Here is a 24,921-nt window from a genome sequence, read left to right on the forward strand (position 1 = left end):
TGATCGCCGTGGCTCAGTCAGTCTCCTGAGTGGCAGGGCTTTCTTCGCTCGTGAAAGGGCCGAAGACGCGCTTGATGTCTCCGACGATGGGTATGGCACCGTATTTACCAGTGATGTAGTCCTTTTCGTACGATGCATCATTTCTGACCTTGTACTCGACAAGCGAAGTGAGGTGAGAAGCGCCGTAATAATCACGCTCTGTGAACCACACCTGATCTCGCCTCATAAGCTCGCGGTCCAGAAGATTTGTATCATGGGTCACAACTAACAACTGCGCATGGTTTACATTAATCTCGGAGGAGTTAAATAGCTTGATTATGTTTTTCGTGATAATTGGGTGTAGGCGCGCATCGAATTCGTCAAATATCAAAATATAATATTTCTCGAGTACATCGATCAAGGGCGCGGATATAGAAACCAGTTTCTTGGTTCCCTCGGATTCGTCGCGCTTTAAGTCAAAGGCGACTTCGCCGCCGATATTGCCGGTGCCGTCGAAACTGCGATGGTACGTGGCGACTGTCTTCGCGGGAGTGATCTTGAGTTTGCCTAATGCCTCAGTGAGCGGTTGCAATGCTGCAGGAAAATCGGGATCTGCAAAAAGATTAGCCTCAGGGGCACCCACCTCCAGGCGCTCGATTCCCAAATCGAAATCCTTCAGCAAGTTTCTGATCTTTCCATTCCATGCCGCGTCGCCCAGCTTACCTGATGTGTAACCAAACAAACCCTCGTCAGTCAAACCTGAAATGACGCGAACTGTGCGGAACCAGCGTACCACTTCGGTTGAAATTTTGCCGTCGAAGTTTGCGCACGCAGAAAGAAAGAGCGCATTTTTTCGAGTCTTGTTCTGAAGACCCTCGCCTTCGCTGAAGCGCTTGTACACCGTGATTCGATCGTGAACTCGCTTGAAAAGCGATTCCTCACGCCCTTTTGCGATACTCTTTCTGGTGAGCGATTCCGTATGAATTGAATTTTCATCTGCAGAAAAGCCATATTGATAAAGATAGCCTTTCCACACGAAGATAATCTCAAATCGAGATGGAGCGTTTTGGATCTCCGCAGATAGCCGAAAAGGTGTCACTTTGATTTTTTCGTCGGCTTGAGATTCTTTCGAAGAATCCAGGACGAATTTCTTCATGAAATGTATCGCCTTGAAGAGGCTGCTCTTGCCGCTACCATTCGCGCCGTACAGCGCGGCACATTTTAGAAGCTTCAATTCGTCGGATGCGTCAAACGTTGCAGCGGCATCTAGTGCCTTGTCCTTTGATCGACGCTTCGCAGCAACCATCGAAATCGTGGCTTCGTCCTTGAAGCACAGGAAGTTCTCGGTTGTGAACTGGACCAGCATGGTGACCTCTCGTGACTCGGTTGTTGCCTAGCGCACGGCGACACACGACAAGTGCGGCATTTTGTGAAAATTTCACAAAATGCCGGGGTCGCGCCGGCCCCGCCGCCCGGGCTTCCCGCGCGGCGGCGAGGCTTGCGCCGCCAGGCGCCGCCGCGCCACGCCGCGCACCGCCTCGATCAGCGTGCGCGCCACCGGCGACGGCTCCGAATCGGTCCGGCGGATCAGCCCGACCGGCTCTTCGGTGCCCGCGTAAGGCAGCGGCAGGCGGACCAGCGCGCCGTCATCGAGATCGCGCTCGACCGCCGCAAGCGGCACGAACCACAGCGCGTCGTTTTCGAGCGCGAGCGCCCGCCCCACCGACACCGAAAGCACCTCGACGAACGACGCGAGCGGCGCCGCGCCGCTCATCGTCAAGAGGCTCTCCGCCGACTGCCGGATCAGCGTGCCGAACGGCGGCAGCACCACCGGAAATGGCCCGGCGAGCGCGGCCGGCAGCGCAGCGGGCGACGCCGCGCTCGACGCGCTAGACGCGAGCGGATGACCGGCGCGGACGACCACCGCAAGCGGTTCGTTAAACAATTGTTCGAAGTTCAAGCCGATCATCTTTTCGGGGTCGGCGAGGCGGCCGATCGCGAACTCGATCGTCCCCGCCTTCAAACGCTCGAGCAGTTCCGCGTTCGACGACGTGACGAGCCGCACGACCACCTGCGGCCAATCCTTGGCGAAGCGCGCGAGCATCGGCGGCACGAGCGCCGGCGCGATGGTCGGCAGCATGCCGATTTCGAGCGACGCCGTCGCGCCGCCGCCCTCGCGCGTAAGCAGATCGACGCCCTGGCGCAGCGCGCTCACGCATGCGCTCGCGTGCGGCACGAAGAGCTGCCCTTCGCGCGTGATCGCCGCGCCGTGGCGCCCGCGCTCGAAGAGCTTCACGCCGAGAATCGCCTCCAGTTCGGCGACCGTCTTCGACACTGCCGGCTGCGTAATCGACAAACTCTCCGCCGCCTTCTGCACGCCGCCGAACTGCGCGACAGCCAGGAAGCACTGGAGATGACGGAATTTGACACGGCTGTCCGCGAGGCGGCGTTGCATAACCATCTGTTATACGAAGCGTGAAAAAAGGTCATTTTGCATAACTTTCCGCTTTATATAAAGTCCAGTACACCACGCCCCAACGGCGGCACCCCCATAGGAGACGACACGATGGATCACCCCATCATCCTGACCGAGCGCGACTGGCCGTCGCATCCGGCCTATATCCACCCGCCCTATCGTTCGTCGGTCAAGCGCGGCCCGACGCTGCCGCTGATTCCGCTGAAAGACAAGCTGCGCGACCCATACGCGCCCGTCTACGGCACCGAGGATCTCGGCGCGCTCGATCACGACCTCACGCGCAACGCCGCGAAGAACGGCGAGCCGCTCGGCGAGCGCATCATCGTTTCGGGCCGCGTGCTCGACGAAGGCGGCCGTCCGGTGCGCAACACGCTCGTCGAGATCTGGCAGGCGAACGCCGCTGGGCGCTACGTCCACAAGGTCGACCAGCACGACGCGCCGCTCGACCCGAACTTCCTCGGCGCAGGCCGCACGATGACCGACGGCGATGGCCGCTATCGCTTCCTGACGATCAAGCCCGGCGCCTACCCGTGGGGCAACCATCCGAACGCCTGGCGTCCGAACCACATCCACTTTTCGCTGTTCGGGGAATACTTCGGTTCGCGCCTCGTCACGCAGATGTATTTCCCGGGCGACCCGCTGCTCGCGTACGACCCGATCTTCCAAGGCACGCCGGAACAGGCACGCGACCGCCTGATCGCGCGCTTCTCGATGGACCGCACCGAAGAAGGCTACGCGCTCGCCTACGAGTTCGACATCGTGCTGCGCGGCCGCAACGAAACGCCGATGGAGCGCTAAGCCATGACTCGGACACTCAAGCAAACGCCGTCGCAAACGGTCGGCCCGTACTTCGCTTATGGCCTCGTACCGGAGCAATACCACTTCGATCTGAAGAGCCTGTTCACGCCGGTGCTCGTCGCGCCCGAAACGCCGGGCGAACGCATCACGATCATCGGGCAGGTGTTCGACGGCGACGGCAAGCCCGTCAGCGATGCGCTCATCGAAGTGACGCACGCCGACAGCGAAGGCCGCTATCCGGCTTCGCGCGCCGACATCGCGGCGAGCGGCTTTCGCGGCTTCGGCCGCGTGGGCACGGGCACCGATGCGCAACACCGCTTCGTGATCGAAACGGTCAAGCCGGGCAAGACGTCCGCCGACAGCGCTCCGCACGTGAACGTGACGGTGCTGATGCGCGGCATGCTGCTGCATGCGTTCACGCGCCTCTACTTCGACGACGAAGCGGCGGCGAATGCGACGGACCCGGTGCTCGAAGCGGTGCCTGCGAATCGCCGCGCGACGCTCGTCGCACGGCGCGATCCTCAAGCAGGCAGCAACGTGTATCGCTTCGATATCCGCATGCAGGGTGAAGGGGAAACGGCGTTCTTCGACGTGTAACGCGTCGGTCAGTACGCGCTCTGCACCAGATTCACCGGCGTGCCGCCGACGAAGTTTTCGATGTTGTCCATCAACTGATCGGCGAGCGCCTGTTGCGCTTCATCCGAGGCCCACGCCACGTGCGGCGTCAGGATCACGTTCGGCCGCCCGGCGATACGCATGAGCGGACTATCGAGGCGTGGCGGTTCGCCGTCGGTGACGTCAAAACCCGCGCCGCTGATCAACCCCTCATCGAGCGCCTGCACGAGCGCGCCTTCGTCCACGAGCCCGCCGCGCGCCGTGTTGATGATGAGCGGCTTTCGCTTCATCGCGCGGAACTCCGGCATCGCCAGCATGTTGCGCGTCTCGGGCGTGAGCGGGCTGTGGATGCTGATGACATCGCTCGTCGCGAGCACTTCCGACCACGGCGTATAGAGCGGCCCCAAGCCTTGCTTGCCTTTGTGCGCGGCGAACATCGGCGCCATGCCGAACACCTTGGCGATCTCGGCGACGCGCTGCCCGAGCACACCTTCGCCGATGATGCCGAGCCGCGCTCCGCCAAGATCGTGGATCGGATGATCGAAGAAGCAGAACTGCCCCGACTTCTGCCAGACGCCCGCGAGCACGTCGTTGCGGTACGCGACGAGATTGCGGCGCAGCGCGAGCATCAATGCGAACGTGTGCTCGGGCACGGTGTTGATCGCGTAGCCGCGAATGTTCGCCACTGCGATGCCGCGATGCCGGCAAGCGGCCTTGTCGACGCAATCGGTGCCGGTCGCGGCCACGGCGACGAGTTTCAAGGCCGGCAGCCGGTCGATGAGGTCCTTCGTCAGCGCCACCTTGTTCGTGATCGCGATCGTTGCGCCCGCGAGCCGGGCCAGCACGTCTTCGGGGGCGGTCTTTTCATATTCGACGAGTTCGTGCGGAAAGCCCGGCTTGCGCAATTGGATTTGCGGCGCAAGCGTCGCGCGGTCGAGAAAGACGATCTTTTCCATCATGATGCCTCCTTGAGCTCCTGTTCGATTCCCTTCAAAAGATGGCGGCGGGCTTCGCCCACGACGTGGCTCGCCGTAATGCCGAAGTGCTCGAACAGCACCTCGGCGGGACCCGATGCACCGAAGCCGCTCATGCCGACAAAACCGCCGCGCTCGCCGAGGTAGCGATCCCAGCCGAAGCGCGCCGCCGCTTCCACCGCGACGCGCACCGTGCCCCTGCCGAGCACGGCGGCGCGATAGCCGGCGTCCTGCTCGTCGAAAATTTCCCAGCACGGCATCGAGACGACAGCCGTGGCCACGCCCTCGGCTTGCAGCCGCGTGCGCGCGTCGAGCGCGATCGCCACTTCGGAGCCGGTCGCGAGCAGCGTGACCTGACGCTTGCCGCCTTCGGCCTCGGCAATGACGTAGGCGCCGCGCCGCGACAGGTTTTCGGCGACGTGGCCGCGGCGCACCGGCGGCAAAGCCTGCCGCGCGAACACCATCGTGCTCGGCCCGTCCTTGCGCTCCAGCGCGACTTCCCAGCACTCCGCCGCCTCGACCGCATCGGCGGGACGCATCACGTGCATGTTCGGCATCGCGCGCAACGACGCGAGGATTTCCACGGGCTGGTGCGTAGGCCCGTTCCGGCCGAGGCCGATCGAATCGTGGCTGAACACGAACTTCACGGGCAGGCCCATCAGGGCGGCCATCCGCATCGCGGGCCGTTCGTAGTCCGAAAACGCGAGATAAGTGACGCAAGTCGCGATCACGCCGCCGTGCGCGGCCATGCCGTTCGCCATCGCGCCCATCACGTGCTCGCGCACGCCGCAATGCACGTATGCGCCCGTGCGGTCTTGCGCGGTGAACGCGTGCAGCCGGCGCTTGTGGCTCGTCGGCGCTTCGAGGTCGGCGCAACCGACCATCCGCTCCGGCAGCGTCGCCGCAAACAGATCGTTGATCTCGGCCGACACCATGATTCCCTGCTGCGCTTCAACGCTTTCCGCCGCGCGCCGCCGGTAATCTTCGAGCACGTCGCGCCAGCCGTCGGGCAGGCGTCCCGCCTGAACGCGCTCGAATTCGGCGCGCTCGTGCGCAGGCAGCGCGGCCACGCGGGCCTGCCACGCGCGATACTCGGCCACGTTGCGCTGTCCCGCGCGGCGCCACGCCGACAGGATCTCAGCGGGCACTTCGAACGGCTGGTGCGGCCAGTCGAGCAGCTTGCGGGCCGCCTCGGCGTCCGCGTCGAACAGCTTGCCGCTATGGCCGCCGCGCTGCCCTTGCAGCCGCGCGATGCCGCGGCCGATGAGGGTGCGGCACGCGAGCATCGACGGACGCGGATCCTTGCGCGCGAGTTCGAGCGCCGCCGATACGGCGTCGATGTCGTGCCCGTCGACGTCGATCACGTGCCAGCCCGCGACGCGAAAGCGCTCGCGCACGTCCTCGCTGATCGACAGCTCGGTGCTGCCGTCGTCGGTGATGCGGTTGTCGTCCCAGCACAGGATCAGCTTGGAGAGGCGCAAATGCCCCGCGAGCGAGATCATCTCCTGGCCGACGCCTTCCTGAAGGCAGCCGTCGCCGACGAACGCATACGTGTAGTGATCGACGATGCCGCTGCCGAACTTCGCGTTGAGAAACGCCTCGGCTACCGCCATCCCGAACGCGTTCGCGATCCCCTGTCCGAGCGGGCCGGTCGTCACTTCGATGCCGGACGCCTGATCGTATTCGGGGTGTCCCATGCAGTGCGAGCCGAACTCGCGAAACGTCTTGATCTGATCGAGACCGATGCGCGCGTAGCCCGTCAGATAGAGCAGCGAATACAGCAGCATCGAGCCATGTCCGTTCGAGAGCACGAAGCGATCGCGGTCAGGCCATTGCGGGTCGGCGGGATTGAACTTCAAGTGGCGCGTGAACAGCGCCGCGGCGATCTCGGCCATGCCGAGCGGCACGCCCTGGTGCCCTTCTCCCGCGCGCAGAATCGCGTCGATCGAAAGAAAGCGGATGGCGTTCGCGAGCGGCGCTTCGTCGTAGGTAGACATGGCAAAAAAACTCCTTGCGCGCCGTTTCCGAAGAAGCGGCGTCGATGAGAACCGTGAGTGAGAGCGTCGCGCGCCGCCGCGGCTGCGTAGAGCCCGGGCAGGCGCGCGAGCGGGGTTACGGATGCAGGAAGCCCGTCGAAATCCAGGGCACCGCGGCAACCACGACGAGCCCGATGACGAGCGCGACCATGTAGCCGACGATCGGCTTCATGCCTTGATCGGGATGGATGCGGCTCACGGCGCAGGCCGAGTAGTAGCCGACCCCGAACGGCGGTGCGAAAAGGCCCACGCCCATCGAAAGAATCACGACCATCGCGTAGTGAATGTCGTTGATGCCCAACTGCTTGGCGATCGGGAACATCAGCGGCCCGAACAGCACGATGGCGGGAATGCCTTCGAGCACGCTGCCGAGCACGATGAACACGACGATCGACGCCGCGATGAACGTCGCGGCCCCGCCCGGCAAACCGGCGAGCGTGTCGGCGAGCTCGCCCGAGAAGCCCGACTGCGTGAGCGCCCAGGCCATGCCCGTCGCCGCGCCGATGATGAGAAGAATCGCGCCCGACAGCGACGCCGTATCGATCAGCATCGGCTTCAGGCGCGCCCATTCGAAGCGGCGATAGATCAAAAGGCCCGCGAGCACCGTGTACGCGATGCCGATCGTCGAGACTTCGGTGGCCGTCGCGATTCCGCGAATCACGGCGGCGCGAATCACGAACGGCAACGCGAGTGCGGGCAGCGCGATCAGCAGCTTGCGGACAATCTCCGCAGCGGCGGCGCGCTTCACGTGCGAAAGATCCTCGCGCCGATTGCGCCAAAACACGAGCGCGCAGAGCGTCACGGCGAGCACGATGCCCGGCAGCATGCCGCCCGTGAAGAGCGCCGAGATCGACGCGCCCGTCACCGAGCCGAGCGTGATCAAGACGAGGCTCGGCGGAATCGTCTCGGTCTGCGCGCCGGTCGCGGCCAGGAGCGCGACGAGTTCGCCCGGCTTCGCGCCGCGCGCCTTCATCTCGGGAAACAGCACGGGGGCGATCGCCGCCATGTCCGCGGCCTTCGAACCTGAGATGCCGGACACCAAATACATGGCGCCGACCAACACATACGAAAGACCGCCGCGCACATGCCCAAGCAGGCTCGCGAGAAACGCGATCATCGCGGCCGCCATACCCGTCATCTCGATCAGCTGGCCGAGGAACACGAAGAGCGGCACCGACAGCAGGATCAAGTGCGACATGCCTTCGTCCATGCGGCCGACGACGACCGTCATCGGCGTGCTGGTCGTCAGCGCGAGATAGCCGAACGTCGCGAGCGCAAACGAAAACGCGATCGGCACGCCGGACAGCACGCCGAGCGCCACGAGCCCGACGAAGAAGATCAGCAGGTTGTAGTTGCCGAGATCGCGCAGCACTGGGCCAAGCGCGACGAACGCGCAGCCGAGCGCAAAAACCGTGGCCAGCGCCGCCAGCACGAGGCGCCAGTTCGCCTCACGGACCAGCCGCACGGCGACCACGAGCAGCATGAGCCCCGACCCGACGGGCAGCGCCGCCGCGCGCCACGAGTCGGACAGGCTCAGCGCCGGGGTGGTGACGATCGCCGCGTCCTGCGCGAACTGAATGGCCGGCCACATGACGAGCGCGAGAAACGCGAGCGGCGCCGCGATGGCGACCATGTCGAGAAACGCCCGCACGCCGGGCGCGCACATGCCGACCACGGCGGTCATCCGCATGTGCTCGCCGCGGCGCAAGGCCACCACCGCGCCGAGCATGGCGAGCCACAGGAACAGGATCTCGGCGAGCTCGTCGGACCAGACGAGCGGGGAGCGCAGCACGTAGCGGCTCGTCACGCCGGCGAGCAGCACGACGATTTCCGCGACCACCAGCAGCGCGGCGGGGATTTCCACCAACGGCCCGAGCGCGGCGTCGAGCGCACACGCGAAACGCCGGGGCGAATGATGCGAGTAGGACATCGTGATCATGACTTCCCCTTGAGGCTCAGGCGAGTTTGCCGGCGGTTTTTTCGAGCAGGCCCCAGGCCTCGGCGCCGTACTTCGATTTCCAGTCGCCATAGAACGAAGTCTTCGCCAGTGCACCGCGGAACGCTTCACGGTCGACGTCGACGAACGTGATGCCCTTGGCCTTCAAATCGTTGCGCAACGATTGGCTCAGCTTCGCGATATCCGCGCGCTGCTCCGTGCCCGCGCGCGTGAACTCGCGCTGCACGATCGCACGCAGGTCGGGCGGCAGCTTGTTCCAGGCGGCGACGTTGCCGAGAATCCAGTAGCCGTCCCACACGTGCGATGTGAGGCTGATGTACTTCTGCACTTCGTAGAGCTTGGCCGTCGCGATGATCGGCAGCGGGTTCTCCTGGCCTTCGACCACGCCCGTTTGCAGCGCCGAATAAAGCTCGTTGAAGTTGATCGGCGTGGGGCCCGCATCGAGCGCCTTGAACAGCGAGGTCAGCATCGGCGCCTGCGGCACGCGGATCTTGAAGCCCTTCAGGTCGGCGGGCGTCTTCAGCGCACGCGTCGACGAGCTGATCTGCCTAAAGCCGTTGTCCCACACCGGACACACGGAGACGATGCCCGACTTCGCAATCTGCGCGCGGACGTAGCTGCCGAGGTCGCCGTCCATCGCGCGCCAGACCGCGTCGTAGTCCTTGAACGCAAAACCGGTGTTGACGATGCCGGCTGCGGGCGTCAGCGTCGCGAGAATCGACGACGCTTGATTGAAGAACTCGACCCCGCCATTGCGCACCTGCGAGAGCAGATCGGTATCGGAGCCGAGCTGATTGGCCGGGAACAGCTTGATGTCGAGGCGCCCGTGGGTCGCCTCGCGGATGCGGTCGAGCGCTTCCTTGCCGCGCACGTTGACCGGATGCGACGGGTCCTGCCCGGTCGCAAACTTATACGAGAACTCGGCCGCCGACGCACGGCGCGCCACGCCCGCGAACGGCACTGCCACGGTTAATGCGGCACCGGCCTTCAGAAACGTGCGGCGATCGACGCCGCTTCGAGCGTTCGACTGGGTCATGATGTGCTCCTCCAATATGGGTTTTCATTCTTGTTATGTCGTGTGATTGCTAATGTGACTCGAACCGGCGACGCGCGCATGGCGCCACGCGATCGTCCGGTCGCTCCTCCGTCAAGCGCCGGCCGGACGATCCGCCGCCCTGCGCTTAGCCGTGGATCAGCATCCCGCCGTTCACGTCGATCACGGCGCCCGTGATGTACGACGAAATATCCGAGGCCAGAAACAGGAACGCGCCCGCGACGTCGTCAGGCACGCCCAGCCGGTTCAGCGGAATGCCCGCGAGGATTTCGCCGCGCTTGTCGTCGCTGATCTTGCCGGCGTTGATGTCGGTTTGAATCAGGCCGGGCGTCACGCAGTTCACGCGAATGCCGTCGATGCCGAGCTCGCGCGCCATTGCCTTGGCCAGTCCCAGCACGCCGGCCTTCGCGGCCGAGTAATGCGGGCCGCCGAGAATGCCGCCGCCACGCTGTGCCGACACCGACGACATGCACCCGATCGACCCCTTGCCCTGCTTCTTCATCTGCGGCACCACGGCCTGCGACAGATACAGCACGCCGCGCAGATTCACATCGAGGATGCGGTCCCAGCTCTCCGGATCGATGTCGAGCAGCTTGGCCGGCTGCGTGACGCCGGCATTATTGATGAGCACATCGATCTTGCCGAGGTCGGCGACCACGCGCTCGACTGCCGCGTGGCACGCCTGCCGGTCGGTCACGTTGCAGGCGTAGCCGCGATGGGCCGGGCCGATCGAAGACGCGGCCTCGACGGCCGCGCGTTCGTCGAGATCAAGGATCGCGACCGTCGCGCCGTGGGCGGCGAACATGCGCGCCGTCGCCATGCCGATTCCGCGCGGCGAGGCGGCGCCCGAGATGGCGGCGACCTTGCCGGCAAGAAGTGTCGACTCTGACATGTTGAGTTCTCCTGATAGGGCGCGATTCGAGCGCCGAATGTCGTGTAGTGAAGCGGTGCGATGAAAACGGCCTAGTTGAGCCAGCCCTTGATCGTGTCGGCCATGGCGTTCGCGGAGATGCCATAGCGGTCGTGCAGCGTCGGCAACGCGCCCGCATCGAGGAACGCATCGGGCAGCGCGATCTGGCGGAACGGCGGCGTCACGCCTGCGCACAGCAAGGTGGTCGCGACCGCCTCGCCGAGACCGCCGATCGTCGTATGGTTCTCGGCCACCACGACGAGGCGGCCCGAGCGCCGCGCCTCGCGCAGGATCGTCACCGTATCGAGCGGCTTGATCGTCGGCACGTGCAGCACGCCCACGTCGACGCGGTCCTGTTCGAGCGCCTTCGCCACTTCGAGCGCGCGCATCGTCATGATCCCGGTCGAGACGATCAGCACTTCGGCGCCGTCGCGCAGCAGCTTGGCCTTGCCGAGTTCGAAGCGATAGCCGTATTGATCGAGCACGAGCGGGACGTTGCCGCGCAACAGGCGCATATAGACCGGGCCGCGATGGTCGGCGATGGCCGGCACGATCTGCTCGATCTCGTGCGCGTCGCACGGATCGATCACGGTGAGGTTCGGCATCGCCCTGAAGAGCGCGAGGTCTTCGGCGGCCTGATGGCTCGGGCCGTAACCGGTCGTGAGGCCGGGCAGCGCGCAGACGATCTTCACGTCGAGGTTGTCCTCGGCGATCGCCTGGTGGATGAAGTCGTATGCGCGGCGCGAGGCGAACACGGCGTAGGTCGTGACGAACGGCTGCGCGCCCTCGTGTGCCATGCCGGCGGCGGCCCCCATCAGAAGCTGCTCGGCCATGCCCATCTGGTAGTAACGCTCGGGGAACGCCTTGGCGAAAATGTGCAAGTCGGTGTACTTGCCGAGATCGGCCGTCATGCCCACGACCTCGGAACGCTGGTGCGCAAGCTCGACGAGCGCATGCCCGAACGGTGCGGAACGCGTGGCCTGTCCTTCAGCGGCAATCGACGCGATCATCGCCGACGTCTTCAGACGCGGCTTTTGTGCGGTGGCCTGGCTCATGACATTTGTCTCCCGTCTTCGAGCGCCTTGAGCGCGAGTTGCCATTCGTGCGCGTCGACACGGATGAAGTGGTTCTTCTCACGGGCTTCGAGGAACGGCACGCCGCAGCCCATCTTCGTATCGCAGACGATCATCCGCGGCTGCGGGGCGCGATGCGCGCGCGCCGCGTCGAATGCCGCGACCACCGCTGCGAGGTCGTTGCCGTTCACCCGCTGCACGAACCAGCCGAACGCTTCGAGCTTCTCGACCAGCGGCTCGAACGCCATGATCTGCGTCGATGGGCCGTCCGCTTGCTGGTTGTTGACGTCGACGATCCCGATCAGGTTGTCGAGTTGCCAGTGCGCAGCGGACATGATCGCTTCCCACACGGCGCCCTCATCGAGCTCGCCGTCGGAGAACAACGTGTAGACAAACGAACCGGAGCCCTTGCGCTTGAGCCCGAGGCAACGGCCGACCGCGATGGCGAGGCCCTGCCCGAGCGAGCCGCCGGACATCTCCATGCCGGGCGTGAAGCTCGCCATGCCGGACATCGGCAGGCGGCTGTCGTCGCTGCCGTAGGTCTGCAGCTCTTCCTCGGGGACGATGCCGGCTTCGATCAGCGCGGCGTAGAGCGCGATCGCATAGTGGCCGTTGGACAGCAGGAAGCGGTCGCGGCCTTCCCAGTCGGGGTCGTCCGAGCGGTATTTCATCGCATGAAAGTAGGCGGCGGCCAGCACGTCGGCAATGTCCAGTGCCTGGCCGACGTAGCCCTGCCCTTGCACCTCGCCCATCAAGAGCGCGTTGCGGCGGATGCGATACGCGCGTTCCGCGAGTTGGACGGATTCGGTCTTCCGCCCGGCTTCGCTCATAGTCACTGTGATCTCCTTATGGCCCGCGCGTTTTCGCTGCGCAAAGCCGGTATCGATTGCGAAATGAGCCGAGCGGCGCGCGCTCCGTTCGTCTCTCTCGACGCTCGCGGCAGCGTCTTGAACGATGCCGCTGCGAGGTGTAGTAAGCGTAAGCGCTTGAGTTCTCGTGCTCAAACGAATTAAAGTGGCCCTATCGCTGAATTCAATTCATCGGAATGCTGTGATGCACAATCGCATTACGCTCAAATCGATTCAGGCGTTCGAGGCGGCGGCGCGGCTCGCGTCGTTTGCGCTTGCCGCAGACGAGCTGTTCGTCACGCCTTCCGCCATCAGCCACCAGGTCAAGCTCCTCGAAGAGCAATTGAGCGTGCGGCTCTTTCATCGCGTGCACCGCGCGGTCGTGCTGACCGACTCGGGACGGCAGTACGCCGAGGAGATCGCCGCCGCATTCGCCCGCATCGATGCGGCGACGCGCAACATCGGCCGCGTCGCGAAGAGCGACATCCTCACCGTGCACGCCACGCCGAGCTTTGCGACGCAATGGCTGATGCCGCGCCTCGCGCGCTTTTCCGCGCTCAATCCCGACATCGACGTGCGGCTCAACGCGTCGTCGAGCCCGGCCGACCTGGCGACGGATGCCGTCGACGTCGACATCCGCTATGGCGCGCGCAAGCTGCAGCCGGTCGGCACGATGGTGCTGGAGCTGCCGCCCGAAACGATCGTGCCGCTCTGCGCGCCGCACCTCGCGAACGGCGAGCATCCGATCCGCACGACCGCCGATTTGCAGCGCCACACGCTGATCCACAGCGAAAGCTGCCTCGTCGGATGGCGCGACTGGATGCGCCTGAATCGCCGGACGCGTCTCGACATCACACGCGGACCGCGCTTCGACCGCTCGTTCATGTCGATCAGCGCGGCGGTGGACGGGCTGGGGGTGTGCCTGGAAAGCCTGCTGCTCGTGCAACGCGAGCTGGAGACGGGGCGGCTCGTGGCGCCGCTGGGAACGGAGGGCCTGAGGGTTCATGGCTACACGCTGAACCTGCTCAAGTCGCGCGCGGACCTGCCTAAGCTGCGCAGTTTCCAGGACTGGCTCTTCGAACAGCTCGAAGCGTGAGCGGCGCTGCACGAAACTTGCTCAACGGTAAGAAAGCTGACAAACGGTAATTGCGCAGGCAAGCGGGCGCAATTCGGCAGACACTAAACCTGTCCAAGGAATAGGGCCTCGAGCCGATTTGCCGGGGACGCAACGAGGAACACATGAAGCCTGCAGGCAGCCTCTTTTCCGAGGGAGGAATCGTGAACAAGAAAATCGTCATTCGCGCCGCCGCGGCAAGCGCCTTCTTGATGGCGCTGTCCGGCGCAGCGTCAGCGCAATCGGAGGCGTACACGACCCAGCCGGTGGACGTCTACGCCGGTCCTGCTGCCGATTACCCCGTCGTAGCCGAGTTGCCGCCGGGAGCGGAGCTCGCGGTGATGGGCTGCGTGTCCGATTACAGTTGGTGCGACGTCTCGACGCCAGAGTTTCGCGGATGGGTCTATGGAGGTTATCTGGGCTATCCGTATGAGGGCTCGGAAGTGCCGATCATGACTTACGGCGTGCAGATCGGGGTGCCGGTCGTGACGTTCGCGTTCGGCAGCTATTGGGACCACTACTACCGCGACCGGCCGTGGTTTCACGATCGGGACCGTTGGGCGCACCATGAGCCGCCGCAGGGCGGCGGACCGGCTTTGAACCCGAGACCGGTCATTCACGGCGGTCCGCCGCCGGAACCTCAGCGGGGCTACGCGCACGGACCGGAGCAACAGCAGCCGCACCCTCAGCCGGACTACGCTCACGGGCCGGGACAACAGCAGCAGCAACCCCAGCGGGGCTACGCTCACGGACCGGAGCAACAGCAGCCGCAGCCCGGGTATGCCCATGGGCCCGCGCAGCCGCCCGCGCACGCGATGGGCGGGCCTCAAGGACAGGCGGCTCGCCCGGGCGGACCGCCCGCCGGGCACGGCGGCGGCGAGGCGCGCGGCAACGACGAAGATCGCGGTCATCCGAGCAACCATTAGCGCCTGAGGGCGCTTTACGCGCGTCTTCGCGAGCGCGTTTCGACGCGGCCCGAAGTCTGCCTGCCGACAGACCTCGGGCCGACGCTGCTCAATTCATATTCTCGTTGTCGGGATGCTCGTGAAGCGGGTCGGGGCTCTTTTGCGTCGAGCGCAACAGGCCTGTGTCGTCGAAATAGAAGTGGAAGAGCTGGTACCACGTGTTGTCTTCCAAATACCGGTAGCTCCAGACCTCGCGTTTGACGAGCGGCAGATACGTCGTCTCCTCAGGCCGGCCGAAGTGGGTCAGCACGTCGGCGCGTGTCCACTTGCCGGGTTCCGCCCGGTAAAACTCGGACGGCTGCAGCACCTGGCGGACGTCGACCACTTTTCCGTTTGCGTCGATATCGGCGGCGACGGTGGTTTCGCCCATCGGTTGCGACGGCCACATCAGGCGCTTGCCGCCGTTCGAAAGGTCGTAGGTTTCCTTGGGCGGGCCCAGGGCCGCGGTGACGGCGGATTCGGGCTCGCCTGCTTGGAAGCGCTCCCACGGTTGGACGCAGGCACTTAGGGTCAGCGTCAGCGCAAAGGCGAGCGCGAAGCGCCTGCGGTCAAAACGATACCGATGTGGGCAGAGTGTGGTCGATCTTCGCTGTGCCATGCCGAACCCCGCGCGTGAAGGCGTACATGAGGTTTTGACACGAAGGATCCGGGAAAATTTGAGGGCCGGCAAAAACCTGCCAAGCACCGTTGGTGCTTGGCAGGTCCTGTTTCAACCGTCCTTTCCGTTGAGTGTGGCTGCGTCGATCGCAACGCTTACTGTCCGGTGTAACCGACCGGCACCGTAACGTTGTTTTTGATCACGGTCGCGTTCGAAGATACGACGTAGATCGGCGCCTCGGTCAGCTTCAGATTGACCACGCCGTTCGAGTAAGGCACGGTGCTCGCATTGCCCATCATGTCGAGCACGGTCACGTTGCCGCTCGCACCGCTCGAATCGACGGTCAGCGCGTAGTTCGTGCTGTAGGTCGGGCTATAGCTGCCGGACGAAGTGGGCCACTGCGCGTTGTTGTGCGTCCACAAGGCGGTGATGACGGTGCTGCCCGTGAGTTGCTGGAACGCATAGCCATACACCATCGAGGGCAAGCCTTTCAGGCGTCCGAGCGTCTGCGTGCCGTCGATGATGCGCGTCATCGCGGCGAACGCCATCGCTTCGGGCTTCGGGCTCAGGTTCGTCGCGCCGTAATTTCCCTGCGAATCGACGATGTCGAAGAACGAACCGTATCCCGCCTCGCCGGGGTAGTCGGACCCATAGAAGAAGTACGTCACCTGTGCGCCCTCGCCGAGGACGATGAGATGCGCGCGCGCGGCAACGGCGGCCTGTGCATAGAGCTGGTTGCTCGACGGGTAGTTCGGACCGTAAGCCGCGCCGGCGTCGTAACTGATGCCGAGTTCGGTCGACCAGAGCTTCATGTTCGGCTTGATCGACTGCATTTCCGAGCGCAGCGCCTGCATCTGCTTGTCGAGCGCATTGGCGACGTTCGCCGGGTTCGGATCCGTGTCGTACAGCTCGGGCGGATGCGCCGGGTAAGTGCCTGCGTTGTAGTAGCCGTGCGTCGTGACGCCGTCGAGGTACTGGCCCAATCCCAGTGCGGCGTAGGTTTGCAGATAACCGCTCGTGCACTCGGTCTGGCAATTGGCCGGGAACGGGTTGGTCGGGCCCATGACGACAGCGTTCGGATCCGTCGAGTGCAAGCCGGCGTAGACCGCGGCATACATCGCGACGAAGTTCGCTTGCGAATCCGCCCACTGCGGCTCCCACGTCACCTGGTAGTAGTTCTTCTGCTGGTTCGGGAAGTAAGTCTTGCGGTCCGCCTCCGTATCCGTGCCGACGCGCGACATGTAGTTTTGGTAGTAGGTGAGATTCGCCGGCGCGTTCGTGTCGTCCTGGTAGCCGCCGGTGGGGCTGGCCCACGCGGGAATGCCGTCGAGACGGACGAGGCGCATGACGTTGCCGCTCGTGTAGGACGGATTGAGGCTCGAGAGCGAAGGCGTCCACGTGTTCGGGCCGTTGGGCTCCATGGCGGAGAGCTCGCGGTCGTCGATCGTTTGCGACACGCCGAGGTCCGACAGGGCGGCGGCATTGCTGTTGAAGCCCTGCATCCCGAAGCGGTGCTGATCTTGATGCGCGTACGTGACGGCCGGCACGACGCTCGACACGTTGGGCAGGATGCCGAACGTGGCGATGCCGGTCGGGCGGGTGCCGGCTTGCGGCAAGGTTCCGCCCGCGTTGGACAGCGTCGCCGTCACGGCGAAGTAGCCGCCGAGCGAGGACTGGCACGAGAGCGTGTTCGTCTGAGCGCCGCTCGCGACAGGGAACGTGCCGCTGCCCTTGATGTTGCCGACTTGATCCTGGATGGACCACGCGACGGAATCGGACGCCGGCGCGTTAGTGACGAACGACAGCTTGAACGTGCTGCCCGCGGCGAACAGGCGCGTTCCGTCCGAGCTTGGCGTATCGGCGCTGATCAGGCCGTTGGTGCTGCCGCCTGCGGCCGTGGCGGGCGCGGCGCAGGTGATGGCGCCGCTCGATGACGTGTTCGAACCGGAGTTGTTCGCCGTCGAACCCGAGGTCGAGCCCGAGCCGGACGTCGAACCCGAGGTCGAGCCCGTGCCCGACGTCGAGCCGGAAGTCGTGCCCGTGCCCGACGTCGAGCCGGAAGTCGTGCCCGTGCCGGAGCTCGACGTCGAACCGGAGCCCGCGGAGGCGGTGCCCGACGAGGGAATCCAGCAACTCTTGCTGGTGCCGAAGGCGGGATCGCCGCCGAACGCCGAATTCGTGCAAGCCACGCCGTTGGTGAAGCTCTTGGTCACGTTATTGGCCGTCGTGCTCGCGCCGAAGAGGACATTCGTCGTCCCCGTGAACGAGCAGAAGCCGTTTTCAGACGCACATTTGGTCCACGAGGTGGTCGTCGGCGGCGTGGAGGGGCTCGTGCCGGAACTCGTGCTCGAGCCTGTGCCGCTCGATGTCGAACTGCCGTACCAGCAGCTCTTTTGATATCCGTAGGCCGGGTCCGTCGACGCAACGACGCCGTTCGTGCAGCTCACGCCGTTCTTGAACGGTCCGTTGACGCTGTACTGGGTGCTGGTGCCGAAGACAACGTTTGCGGTCCCGGTGAACGAACAGAACTGGTTCTCTTGCGCGCAAAGCGTATAAGTGACCCCGTTCACGGTGAGCGTGCTTTGAGCGTGGGCGCTCGTGGCCCACAGCGTCGCGAGACTCAAAAGCAACGTCAATAAAACTCCAGTAATAAGTTCCCTAGTATTGATACGCCAGCGCGGATTGGCGGATACGCGAAGATTTAGGAAGTCTGAGTTCGACACGACGTGACCTTTTTTGCGGTGTTGGGTCTGAGGATTCAGGCACGTCGGATGCTAATGGAAATCTTTTTTTGGTCAAAGGGAATTAACTCGAAATAAATTACGTGACTTGAACAACGATAAGTGATATTGGCGATCTGGCACCGGAAATAAATGCTTTATTTACATCGGGATACGTGGGTCAAAATGCTTGAAGAGCACCATATTTAGCAGACATCTGTCCAACAGTGATGGGCATCGCGCGGGCTTCAGGTTGGGTGCGGAGCGTACGACCCTTTTTGGAGAATCTCTGAAAAAGAGTGAGTGGATTTCTCTGTTAGCACCCATTCGCCAATATCGAGATCATATTGGCCGAATTATTCTAATCGCCTCTCCACAATCAGTGCAAACGCAAAGTCCAAACCGGCAAAATATTCACCATTTATTTCAAACATAGCGCACGTTTTGAATTCGACCCGAATATCGCTATCGAACGTCGGCATCGCTGCGATTCGTCAGCAGATTTCCAGCTTCGCCGGCTATTAAATATCGTACGCGATTAAATCTCATACGCTTGACACAGCTCGACCTTTCCATCATCATGTGACGCATGCGATTACATCGCATGCGATATAAACCTCTTCCAGTATCGGACAAGGAAATTTGTGATGACCAAGATCGAAACCGTGCTGCTCACCGGCAAGACCCACACGACGTTAAGCGGCCATGAGCGCGTCAACCTCCAGCTCTCGTCACCCGGCAACGACAAACACCCTGAGCAGCTGTTCTCGGACGTCGACGCGCATCCGAGCGCGGAGCGGTTGTTCGCGGGCGCGTGGTCAGCGTGTTTGATTTCCGCGATCGGGCTCGCGGCCAAGGCGAAAAAGGTCGTGCTGCCGTCCGGCTTGTCCCTCGACATCGAGGTGGATCTCGGCATGACCGGCGGCGCCTACTTCCTGCAAGCCCGCATCGACGTCGGCATGCCGGGCATCGCGCGCGAAGTCGCCGAGGCGATCGTGCATGCCGCGGACGAAATATGCCCGTACTCGAAAGCCACGCGAGGCAACATCGACGTCGCCATCAACGTGCGCTGACCCGGTACGCGAATTCAACCCACTTCGGGGCGCGCTCCGGCAAGGCACGCGCCTCCTCGATCTACCACTGAACCCTGTTTTAGCGAGATTCCATCATGAAGACCAAACTCATCGCCGCCCTGCTCGCCGCACTGTCGGCTTCCGCCGCCGCCCCCGCGTTTGCCGGCGGCTACGGCCCGGCCCCGTTCTACCAGCCCTCTGTCGGCGCACCCGCGTCGCAGCGCGGTCAGAGCGCGTCGATCCTCGCCGCCGAGCGGGACGGCGCCGACATGTCGCAATCGGCCTATGGCGGTGCGATCTCCGGCCAGTCCCAATCGGCTGGCCGTACCGCCCTCATGCCGCGCGACACGCTCTACGCACATCACTAAGCCGCGCACGCTCCGTCGCCGGGACGGAGCGTATCGCCGCGGCTCTCCGGTCCAGCCGATCCCCCGGAACGGGCAGCAACCCCGATCCGGTTCGCTTACACCGATGCAAACGCGATATCCGACGGACTTCCAACCGCGACGTAGTTGCCGGTAAAGCGCAGCTTGCCGCTCGCCTTGTCGGCCGCGAAGATCGCGATGTGGTCGCTGCGCTGGTTCAACGAATAGAGAAAACGCCCCGACGGATCGAAGCGGATCACGCGCGGATAGTCGCCGCCGGCCGGTGTCTCGCCGATCGGTTGAACGTGTCCGTTCGCGCCGATGCCGAACTGCACGATGGTGTCGTGCAGGCGATTCGCGACATAGACGAAGCGGCCATCGTGAGACAGCATGATTTCCGACGCGAAACTCGTGCCCTGATATCCCGGCGGCAACGTCGACACCGACTGCAGCTGCGTGAGCGTGCCGCGCGCGGCATCGTAGCCGTAGCAGACGAGCGTCGACGCTTCCTCCGTGACTTCGTACAGATAGCGGCCGTTCGGATGGAACGCGACGTGCCGCGGCCCCGCTCCGGCCGACGCCGCGACGAACGGCGGATCGTTCGACGACAACGCGCCGGTCGCTTCGTCGAACTTCCACACATAGGTGCGATCGACGCCGAGATCCGTCGAGATCGCGAAGCGGCCGTCCGGCGACGGCACGATCGTGTGCGCGTGCGGGCCGTCGTGGTCGCTGATCGCGAAGCTGCCGGGCACGCCTACGGCCGCGCGCTGTGCGCCCGCCGGCGCCTGGGGCGCCTGCACGGACACTGCTTCGCCGAGCACGCCGTCGATCGCGACCGGCAGCACCGCGACGCTGCCGCTGTTGTAGTTCGCGACCAGCAGGAAGCGGCCATTCGGATGCAGGCTCAGATAGACCGGTCCCGTGCCCTGCGAGTCGACCGTGTTGATCGGGTGCAACGCGCCGGTGCCCGCCTCGATCGCGTACGAGCTGACCGAACCGTTGGTCGTGCCGTTATAGTTCTTCACCTCGCTGACGCTGAACAGAAAGCGCTGTTGCGAGTCGATCGCGAGCGCGCTCGGATTCTCGATGCCCTGCACCGGCTCCAGGGGATCGAGCTTGCCGCTCGCGCGGTCGACCTGGAAACGGTGAATGCCGAGACCGTGCGGCGTATAGGTGCCGACGTAGGCGAACAGCGGCTTGGTGTGCTGCGCCGGCGCGCCCGACACCGCGCCAATACCTGCCGCACGCACCGGCCGCGGGTTCGCGAGCGTGCCCATCGCGGACACCGCCGCCATCGCGCTCATGCTTTTCAGCCAGACGCGCCGCCCCTCTGAACCGGGAACTTCGAGATGCCGAGCTTTGCTCATCGATTGCCTCTTGTCGACCCGAGTCAGCGCTTTAGCGGTTACCCGGGTCCCATGCATAGCTAGACGACGACCGACAGACCCAGTGTCAGAGCCAGCGCGACGACGGAGATCATCGTTTCGCACACGGTCCACGTCTTGAAGGTCTGAGTCACGGTCATGTTGAAATACTCCTTGACCAGCCAGAATCCGCCATCGTTCACGTGCGACAGGATCAGCGAGCCCGCGCCCGTTGCCAGCACCAGCAGTTCGGGCCGCACCGCGGACGCCGTGCCGGCCGCCGCGGCCGCGATCGGCGCGAGAATGCCGGCGGCCGTCGACATCGCCACGGTTGCCGAGCCGGTCGCGACCCGGATCAGCGCCGCCACGAGCCACGCGAGCAGCAGGAGCGGTATCTGCGCGCTCGTCGCGCCGTCGACCATCGCCTTCGCTACGCCGCTGTCGATCAGGATCCGGCCGAACCCGGCGCCCGCGCCCACCACGAGCGTGATGCTCGCGGTCGGCGCGAGGCACTCGTTGGTGAACTTCAGGATCGACTCGCGCCCGAAGCCGCGCGCCGTGCCGAACGTATAGAAGCTCAGCAGCACCGCGAGCAACAGCGCCATGTCCGGATGCCCGATCACATGCAGCAAATCGTTCGCGGTCGTCTTCGGCGCAACCAGCAGATCCGCCCAACTGCCGACCAGCATCAGCAGCACCGGCAGCAACACCGTCAAGAGCGTGATGCCGAAGCCGGGCAGCGACTGGGCCGTCCGCGCGTTGGCTGCTTCGACGAACTGCTGCGCCATCGGATTCTCGCCTTCGAGCACGACGAGCCGGCTCGCAAGCTTGGAGAATAGCGGACCGGCGAGCGCCGCGGTGGGAATGCCGACGATCAGTGCGTAGAAGATCGTCCTGCCGATATCCGCGTGATAGGCCGTGACCGCGAGCAGCGCGGCCGGATGCGGCGGAATCAGCCCGTGCACGACCGATAGCCCCGCGACCATCGGAATGCCGACCCGCACCATCGACGTGCCGGTGCGCTGCGCGACGTTGAACGCAATCGGGATCAAGAGCACGAAGCCGACTTCGAAGAACACCGGCAGACCGACCAGAAACGCGATGCACATCATCGCCCAGTGAACGTTCTTCGGTCCGAACAGCTCGATCAGCGTGCGAGCGATGCGTTCCGCGCCGCCCGATTCGGCCATCATCTTGCCGAGCATCGTGCCGAGCCCGACGACGATCGCGATATGGCCGAGCGTGCCGCCGACGCCGGTTTCGAACGACTTGAGGATCGACGTCATCGGCATGCCGACCGCGAGCGCAAGCACGACCGATACGACCATCAGCGTGATGAACGGATTGAGCTTGAAGCGCGCGATCAGCACGATCAATGCGACGATCGCGATCAGCGCATAGACGAGAAGGAGGCTTCCCTGAACAGTCGCCATGTTGTTTCCAGAAAGAAGTAAGGGAGGAGCGCAGCGCGCCCCGCGCCGTCAGTCATCGCTTGACGACAGCCGGAAGCGCTGCGGCGACACGCGGTCAGAACTTGTGACGGATGCCCGCGACCGCGGCGAACTGGTTGCCGTTGCTCGACGCCTTGCCGATGCCCTCGATCCACGCGTTCGCACCCGATGCACGCTGGTAGATGCCGTTCAGGTAGAGATCGGTCGTCTTCGACAGGAAGTACTCGCCGCCCAGCGCGAGCTGGTTGTAGTGCGCATTCGTCGCGCTCGCCGCGCTGCTGTTCTGGCTCGTGTAGATGTAGCCGAGCGACAGCAGCGTCGCGGGCGTGAACTGGTAGCGCACGCTCGCCTCGTAGTTCGCGAAGCGCAGGCTGCCGCCCGACAGGATCTCGAACTGCGAGTTCGTGTAGAGCAGCGCGAGCGTGGCCGGGCCGAACACGTACGCGCCGCCCGCGCCCCATACCTGGTTGCGCTTCACGTTGCTGATGATCGACGTGCTCGTGCCGTAGTAGTTGTCCGACGGTGCGGCGCCCACGGTGTTCGACGCCGGGTTGTCCGTCAGCGAGTACGCGGCGTCGAGGCGCAACGGACCCGACACGTAGTCCGCGCCGACGCTCCATGCGCGGTTGTTCGCGAACTGGCCGGCCGTATTCGAGAATGCGTACATCGCGTTGGCCGTGAAGCCGGAGAAGGTCGGCGTCGTGTACTTGACCGCGTTGTCGGTACGGTACGTGTTGTTCAGATCGTCGTTGTCGTAGACCGCGTTCGCGTACTGGCTCAATGCGCCGACGCCGTTGATCTGCAGGTTCGACAAATAGTCCTGCACGCTGTTGTACTGGCGGCCGAGCGTGAACGTTCCGGCGCGGTCGTTGCTGAGCGCGACCCATGCACTGCGGCCGAACATGCGGCCGCCCTGCCCCGAAGCGCCGGTCTCGGCGCTGAAGCCGTTTTCGAGGCGGAACAGCACCTTGTTGCCGCCGCCCAGGTCCTCGGTGCCGAGCAAGCCGAAGCGCGAGCCCTGCACGTTGCCCTGAGTGGCTTGATACGCGCGGCTGCCGCCCTGGTTGTTGGTGAACGTGAAGCCGGCATCGACGATGCCGTACAGCGTGACGCTGCTCTGCGCCCACGCGGCGCTTGCGCCGAGTCCGGCTATGCCGGCGGCAAGCGCCGTGCGAAGGAAAGGTTTGTGCATGGTGGTTTTCTCAAGTCGTGCGTCGACACCGCGTTGAACCGGTGTTCCGCGTCTTAGGTAGTAGTACTTATTTAAAACGACGTGCGTTCAGACCGCGGTACGATGCCGTGCCCGCTGTCGTCACGAACGGTGAAACTCAGTCAGGCCAGTTCCGGCGTGCGGCGTGGCGCTTCGCGTCGCGTTGATGGAACGGTGTCACGACCGGCTCGCGCGCACTCTGCGCGCGGCCGATTTCCTCGACGAAACGTGCGGCGACGATTTGCTCTTCGCCAGGATGCAGATTGCACGGATCGAGAAAGAAGTAGTGCAGCTCGACTTCGTGATCGCGCACGATCACCGGGCGCGCATCGTCGCGCGGCCGGGCGAGCGCGTCGGCGAGATCCCACGCGCTGATGCGGGCGCGGCTGGCGTCGATCGACACCTTCAGGCGGTCGAGCGGATTGCCGGTCGGGTCGGGATCGATCGTCGCGGCGATGCCGGGCAGGCGGTTCAGCGTGTCGTGCCAAAGCTGCAGATAACGACGTTCGCGCTCGCGCACGGCCGCGTGATCGCGCGTGCGCCAGGCCTCCAGCGCGGCAATCGTGCCGGCGATGCCTTCCTTGCCGACCTTCATGCCGCGGCCGATGCCGCCGTTCTGGAAGTACGCCGCGCGAACCAGCGCCTTGCGTCCCGCGACGATGCCGGCCGTGAGGCCGCCGAGAAACTTGTGCGCCGAATACAGCGCGAGGTCGGCGCCGGCCGCGATGAAACGCTTCAGATCGTATTCCGACGCCGCATCGACGATGACCGGCACGCCCTTGTCGTGCGCGACCGCGACGAATTCTTCAAGCTGGATCAAGCCGTAGCTGACCGTATGATGCGAAACGACGAAGAGTGCGGCGGTCGTGCGTTCGCTGATGGCGGCGGCAAGCTGGTAGCCGTGCGCTTCGGTTGCCGCGCCGACCGGCACGGCGCGCGCGCCGGCAAGGCGGATCGCCTGGTCGACCGGTGCGCCGTAGTTGATGAGGTGCCCGGTCTGCACGACGACTTCGTTCGAAAGACCGGTCGTGTCGGGCAGCCGCTCGACGAGGCCGAGGTCGTCGCCCGTCATCGTGGCGGCGATCGCGAGCGTGATCGCCGCCGAGCACGATGCGGTCACATAGCCGCTTTCGCTTGCGCAGGCGGCCGCGATCGCGGCGGACGCCCTGCGCTGCAGATCGTCGATCTCGACGAACTGCGGCAGAATGCCGGCAACGGCGTCGACCGCCTGCGGGCCGACGATGGACGCGCCGAGGCTCGTCATCGTGCCGGACACGTTGATCACCGGGCGCAAGCCGAAACGCGAGCGGATGTCCATCGCCACTGTCTCCCGAACCA

21 protein-coding genes are annotated in these 24,921 nt (G+C 64.5%); 6 read left to right on the top strand and 15 right to left on the bottom strand.

Translation table 11 applies throughout. From position 1 onward, the window contains the following. Positions 1-13: 13 nt before the first annotated feature. Together J3489_RS07220 and pcaQ are read right to left on the bottom strand one after the other, a co-directional pair. Positions 14-1,345 (bottom strand): AAA family ATPase, encoded by a 1,332-nt coding sequence (locus J3489_RS07220; protein WP_206997031.1) that lies wholly within the window; start codon positions 1,343-1,345, stop codon positions 14-16. A gap of 72 nt (positions 1,346-1,417) precedes the next feature. Next, positions 1,418-2,434, bottom strand: a complete 1,017-nt coding sequence (gene pcaQ, locus J3489_RS07225) for a pca operon transcription factor PcaQ (protein WP_206997032.1) — start codon at positions 2,432-2,434, stop codon at positions 1,418-1,420. A gap of 111 nt (positions 2,435-2,545) precedes the next feature. On the opposite strand from pcaQ, the gene pcaH reads away from it, so the two are divergent. Next, the gene (gene pcaH / locus J3489_RS07230; RefSeq protein ID WP_206997033.1) at positions 2,546-3,253 is read left to right on the top strand and encodes a protocatechuate 3,4-dioxygenase subunit beta; all 708 of its coding nucleotides are present in this window, start codon (positions 2,546-2,548) and stop codon (positions 3,251-3,253) included. A 3-nt stretch (positions 3,254-3,256) separates the two neighbouring features. Beyond that, positions 3,257-3,850, top strand: a complete 594-nt coding sequence (gene pcaG / locus J3489_RS07235; protein WP_206997034.1) for a protocatechuate 3,4-dioxygenase subunit alpha — start codon at positions 3,257-3,259, stop codon at positions 3,848-3,850. An 8-nt stretch (positions 3,851-3,858) separates the two neighbouring features. Here the strand turns inward: pcaG and J3489_RS07240 are convergent, their stop codons facing one another. From J3489_RS07240 to J3489_RS07270, 7 genes are all read right to left on the bottom strand, one after another. Next, positions 3,859-4,824, bottom strand: coding sequence for a D-2-hydroxyacid dehydrogenase (locus tag J3489_RS07240; protein WP_206997248.1), 966 nt, complete (start codon positions 4,822-4,824; stop codon positions 3,859-3,861). Then, positions 4,824-6,839 (bottom strand): transketolase, encoded by a 2,016-nt coding sequence (gene tkt / locus J3489_RS07245; RefSeq protein ID WP_206997035.1) that lies wholly within the window; start codon positions 6,837-6,839, stop codon positions 4,824-4,826. The genes J3489_RS07240 and tkt overlap by 1 nt, the downstream gene beginning before the upstream one ends. 115 nt (positions 6,840-6,954) lie before the next feature. Beyond that, on the bottom strand, positions 6,955-8,817 hold the full coding sequence (locus J3489_RS07250; RefSeq protein ID WP_206997036.1) for a TRAP transporter large permease: 1,863 nt from the start codon (positions 8,815-8,817) through the stop codon (positions 6,955-6,957). Between the two features lie 16 nt (positions 8,818-8,833). Further along, complete coding sequence (locus J3489_RS07255) at positions 8,834-9,871, bottom strand: TRAP transporter substrate-binding protein (protein WP_206997037.1); 1,038 nt, start codon at positions 9,869-9,871, stop codon at positions 8,834-8,836. 145 nt (positions 9,872-10,016) lie between these two features. Further along, positions 10,017-10,781 carry an SDR family NAD(P)-dependent oxidoreductase gene (locus J3489_RS07260; protein WP_206997038.1) on the bottom strand — a complete coding sequence of 255 codons (765 nt, stop codon included), beginning with the start codon at positions 10,779-10,781 and terminating at the stop codon, positions 10,017-10,019. Between the two features lie 71 nt (positions 10,782-10,852). Beyond that, on the bottom strand, positions 10,853-11,854 hold the full coding sequence (locus J3489_RS07265) for a transketolase family protein (RefSeq protein WP_206997039.1): 1,002 nt from the start codon (positions 11,852-11,854) through the stop codon (positions 10,853-10,855). Beyond that, positions 11,851-12,702 (bottom strand): transketolase, encoded by an 852-nt coding sequence (locus J3489_RS07270; RefSeq protein WP_206997249.1) that lies wholly within the window; start codon positions 12,700-12,702, stop codon positions 11,851-11,853. Before J3489_RS07270 ends, J3489_RS07265 begins: the two co-directional genes overlap by 4 nt. A gap of 223 nt (positions 12,703-12,925) precedes the next feature. Here J3489_RS07270 and gcvA point away from each other — a divergent pair, with 223 nt between their 5' ends. Together gcvA and J3489_RS07280 are read left to right on the top strand one after the other, a co-directional pair. Next, the gene (gene gcvA, locus J3489_RS07275) at positions 12,926-13,816 is read left to right on the top strand and encodes a transcriptional regulator GcvA (protein ID WP_206997040.1); all 891 of its coding nucleotides are present in this window, start codon (positions 12,926-12,928) and stop codon (positions 13,814-13,816) included. A 143-nt stretch (positions 13,817-13,959) separates the two neighbouring features. Next, a complete protein-coding gene (locus J3489_RS07280; protein WP_242539850.1) occupies positions 13,960-14,760 on the top strand; it encodes an SH3 domain-containing protein in 801 nt (266 codons plus the stop codon). An 88-nt stretch (positions 14,761-14,848) separates the two neighbouring features. On the opposite strand, the gene J3489_RS07285 is transcribed toward J3489_RS07280, so the two are convergent. Together J3489_RS07285 and J3489_RS07290 are read right to left on the bottom strand one after the other, a co-directional pair. Then, on the bottom strand, positions 14,849-15,397 hold the full coding sequence (locus tag J3489_RS07285; protein WP_242539851.1) for a hypothetical protein: 549 nt from the start codon (positions 15,395-15,397) through the stop codon (positions 14,849-14,851). A gap of 155 nt (positions 15,398-15,552) precedes the next feature. After that, entirely contained in the window at positions 15,553-18,033 is a 2,481-nt protein-coding gene (locus J3489_RS07290) for a hypothetical protein (RefSeq protein ID WP_242539852.1), read from the bottom strand. A gap of 731 nt (positions 18,034-18,764) precedes the next feature. On the opposite strand from J3489_RS07290, the gene J3489_RS07295 reads away from it, so the two are divergent. Next, complete coding sequence (locus tag J3489_RS07295; protein ID WP_206997041.1) at positions 18,765-19,190, top strand: OsmC family protein; 426 nt, start codon at positions 18,765-18,767, stop codon at positions 19,188-19,190. Between the two features lie 95 nt (positions 19,191-19,285). After that, a complete protein-coding gene (locus J3489_RS07300) occupies positions 19,286-19,558 on the top strand; it encodes a hypothetical protein (RefSeq protein ID WP_206997042.1) in 273 nt (90 codons plus the stop codon). Between the two features lie 95 nt (positions 19,559-19,653). Here the strand turns inward: J3489_RS07300 and J3489_RS07305 are convergent, their stop codons facing one another. From J3489_RS07305 to J3489_RS07320, 4 genes are all read right to left on the bottom strand, one after another. Beyond that, positions 19,654-20,925, bottom strand: a complete 1,272-nt coding sequence (locus J3489_RS07305) for a lactonase family protein (RefSeq protein WP_206997043.1) — start codon at positions 20,923-20,925, stop codon at positions 19,654-19,656. A gap of 59 nt (positions 20,926-20,984) precedes the next feature. After that, positions 20,985-22,355: a GntT/GntP/DsdX family permease gene (locus J3489_RS07310; protein WP_206997044.1), complete on the bottom strand. Its 1,371-nt coding sequence runs from the start codon at positions 22,353-22,355 to the stop codon at positions 20,985-20,987. 94 nt (positions 22,356-22,449) lie between these two features. Beyond that, complete coding sequence (locus tag J3489_RS07315) at positions 22,450-23,565, bottom strand: porin (RefSeq protein WP_206997045.1); 1,116 nt, start codon at positions 23,563-23,565, stop codon at positions 22,450-22,452. Positions 23,566-23,701: 136 nt separating this feature from the next. Then, the gene (locus J3489_RS07320; RefSeq protein WP_206997046.1) at positions 23,702-24,901 is read right to left on the bottom strand and encodes an aminotransferase class V-fold PLP-dependent enzyme; all 1,200 of its coding nucleotides are present in this window, start codon (positions 24,899-24,901) and stop codon (positions 23,702-23,704) included. Between the last annotated feature and the right edge of the window lie 20 nt (positions 24,902-24,921).

Origin of the sequence: Trinickia mobilis, assembly GCF_017315705.1 — a bacterium.
Taxonomy (GTDB): Bacteria; Pseudomonadota; Gammaproteobacteria; order Burkholderiales; family Burkholderiaceae; genus Trinickia_A; species Trinickia_A mobilis.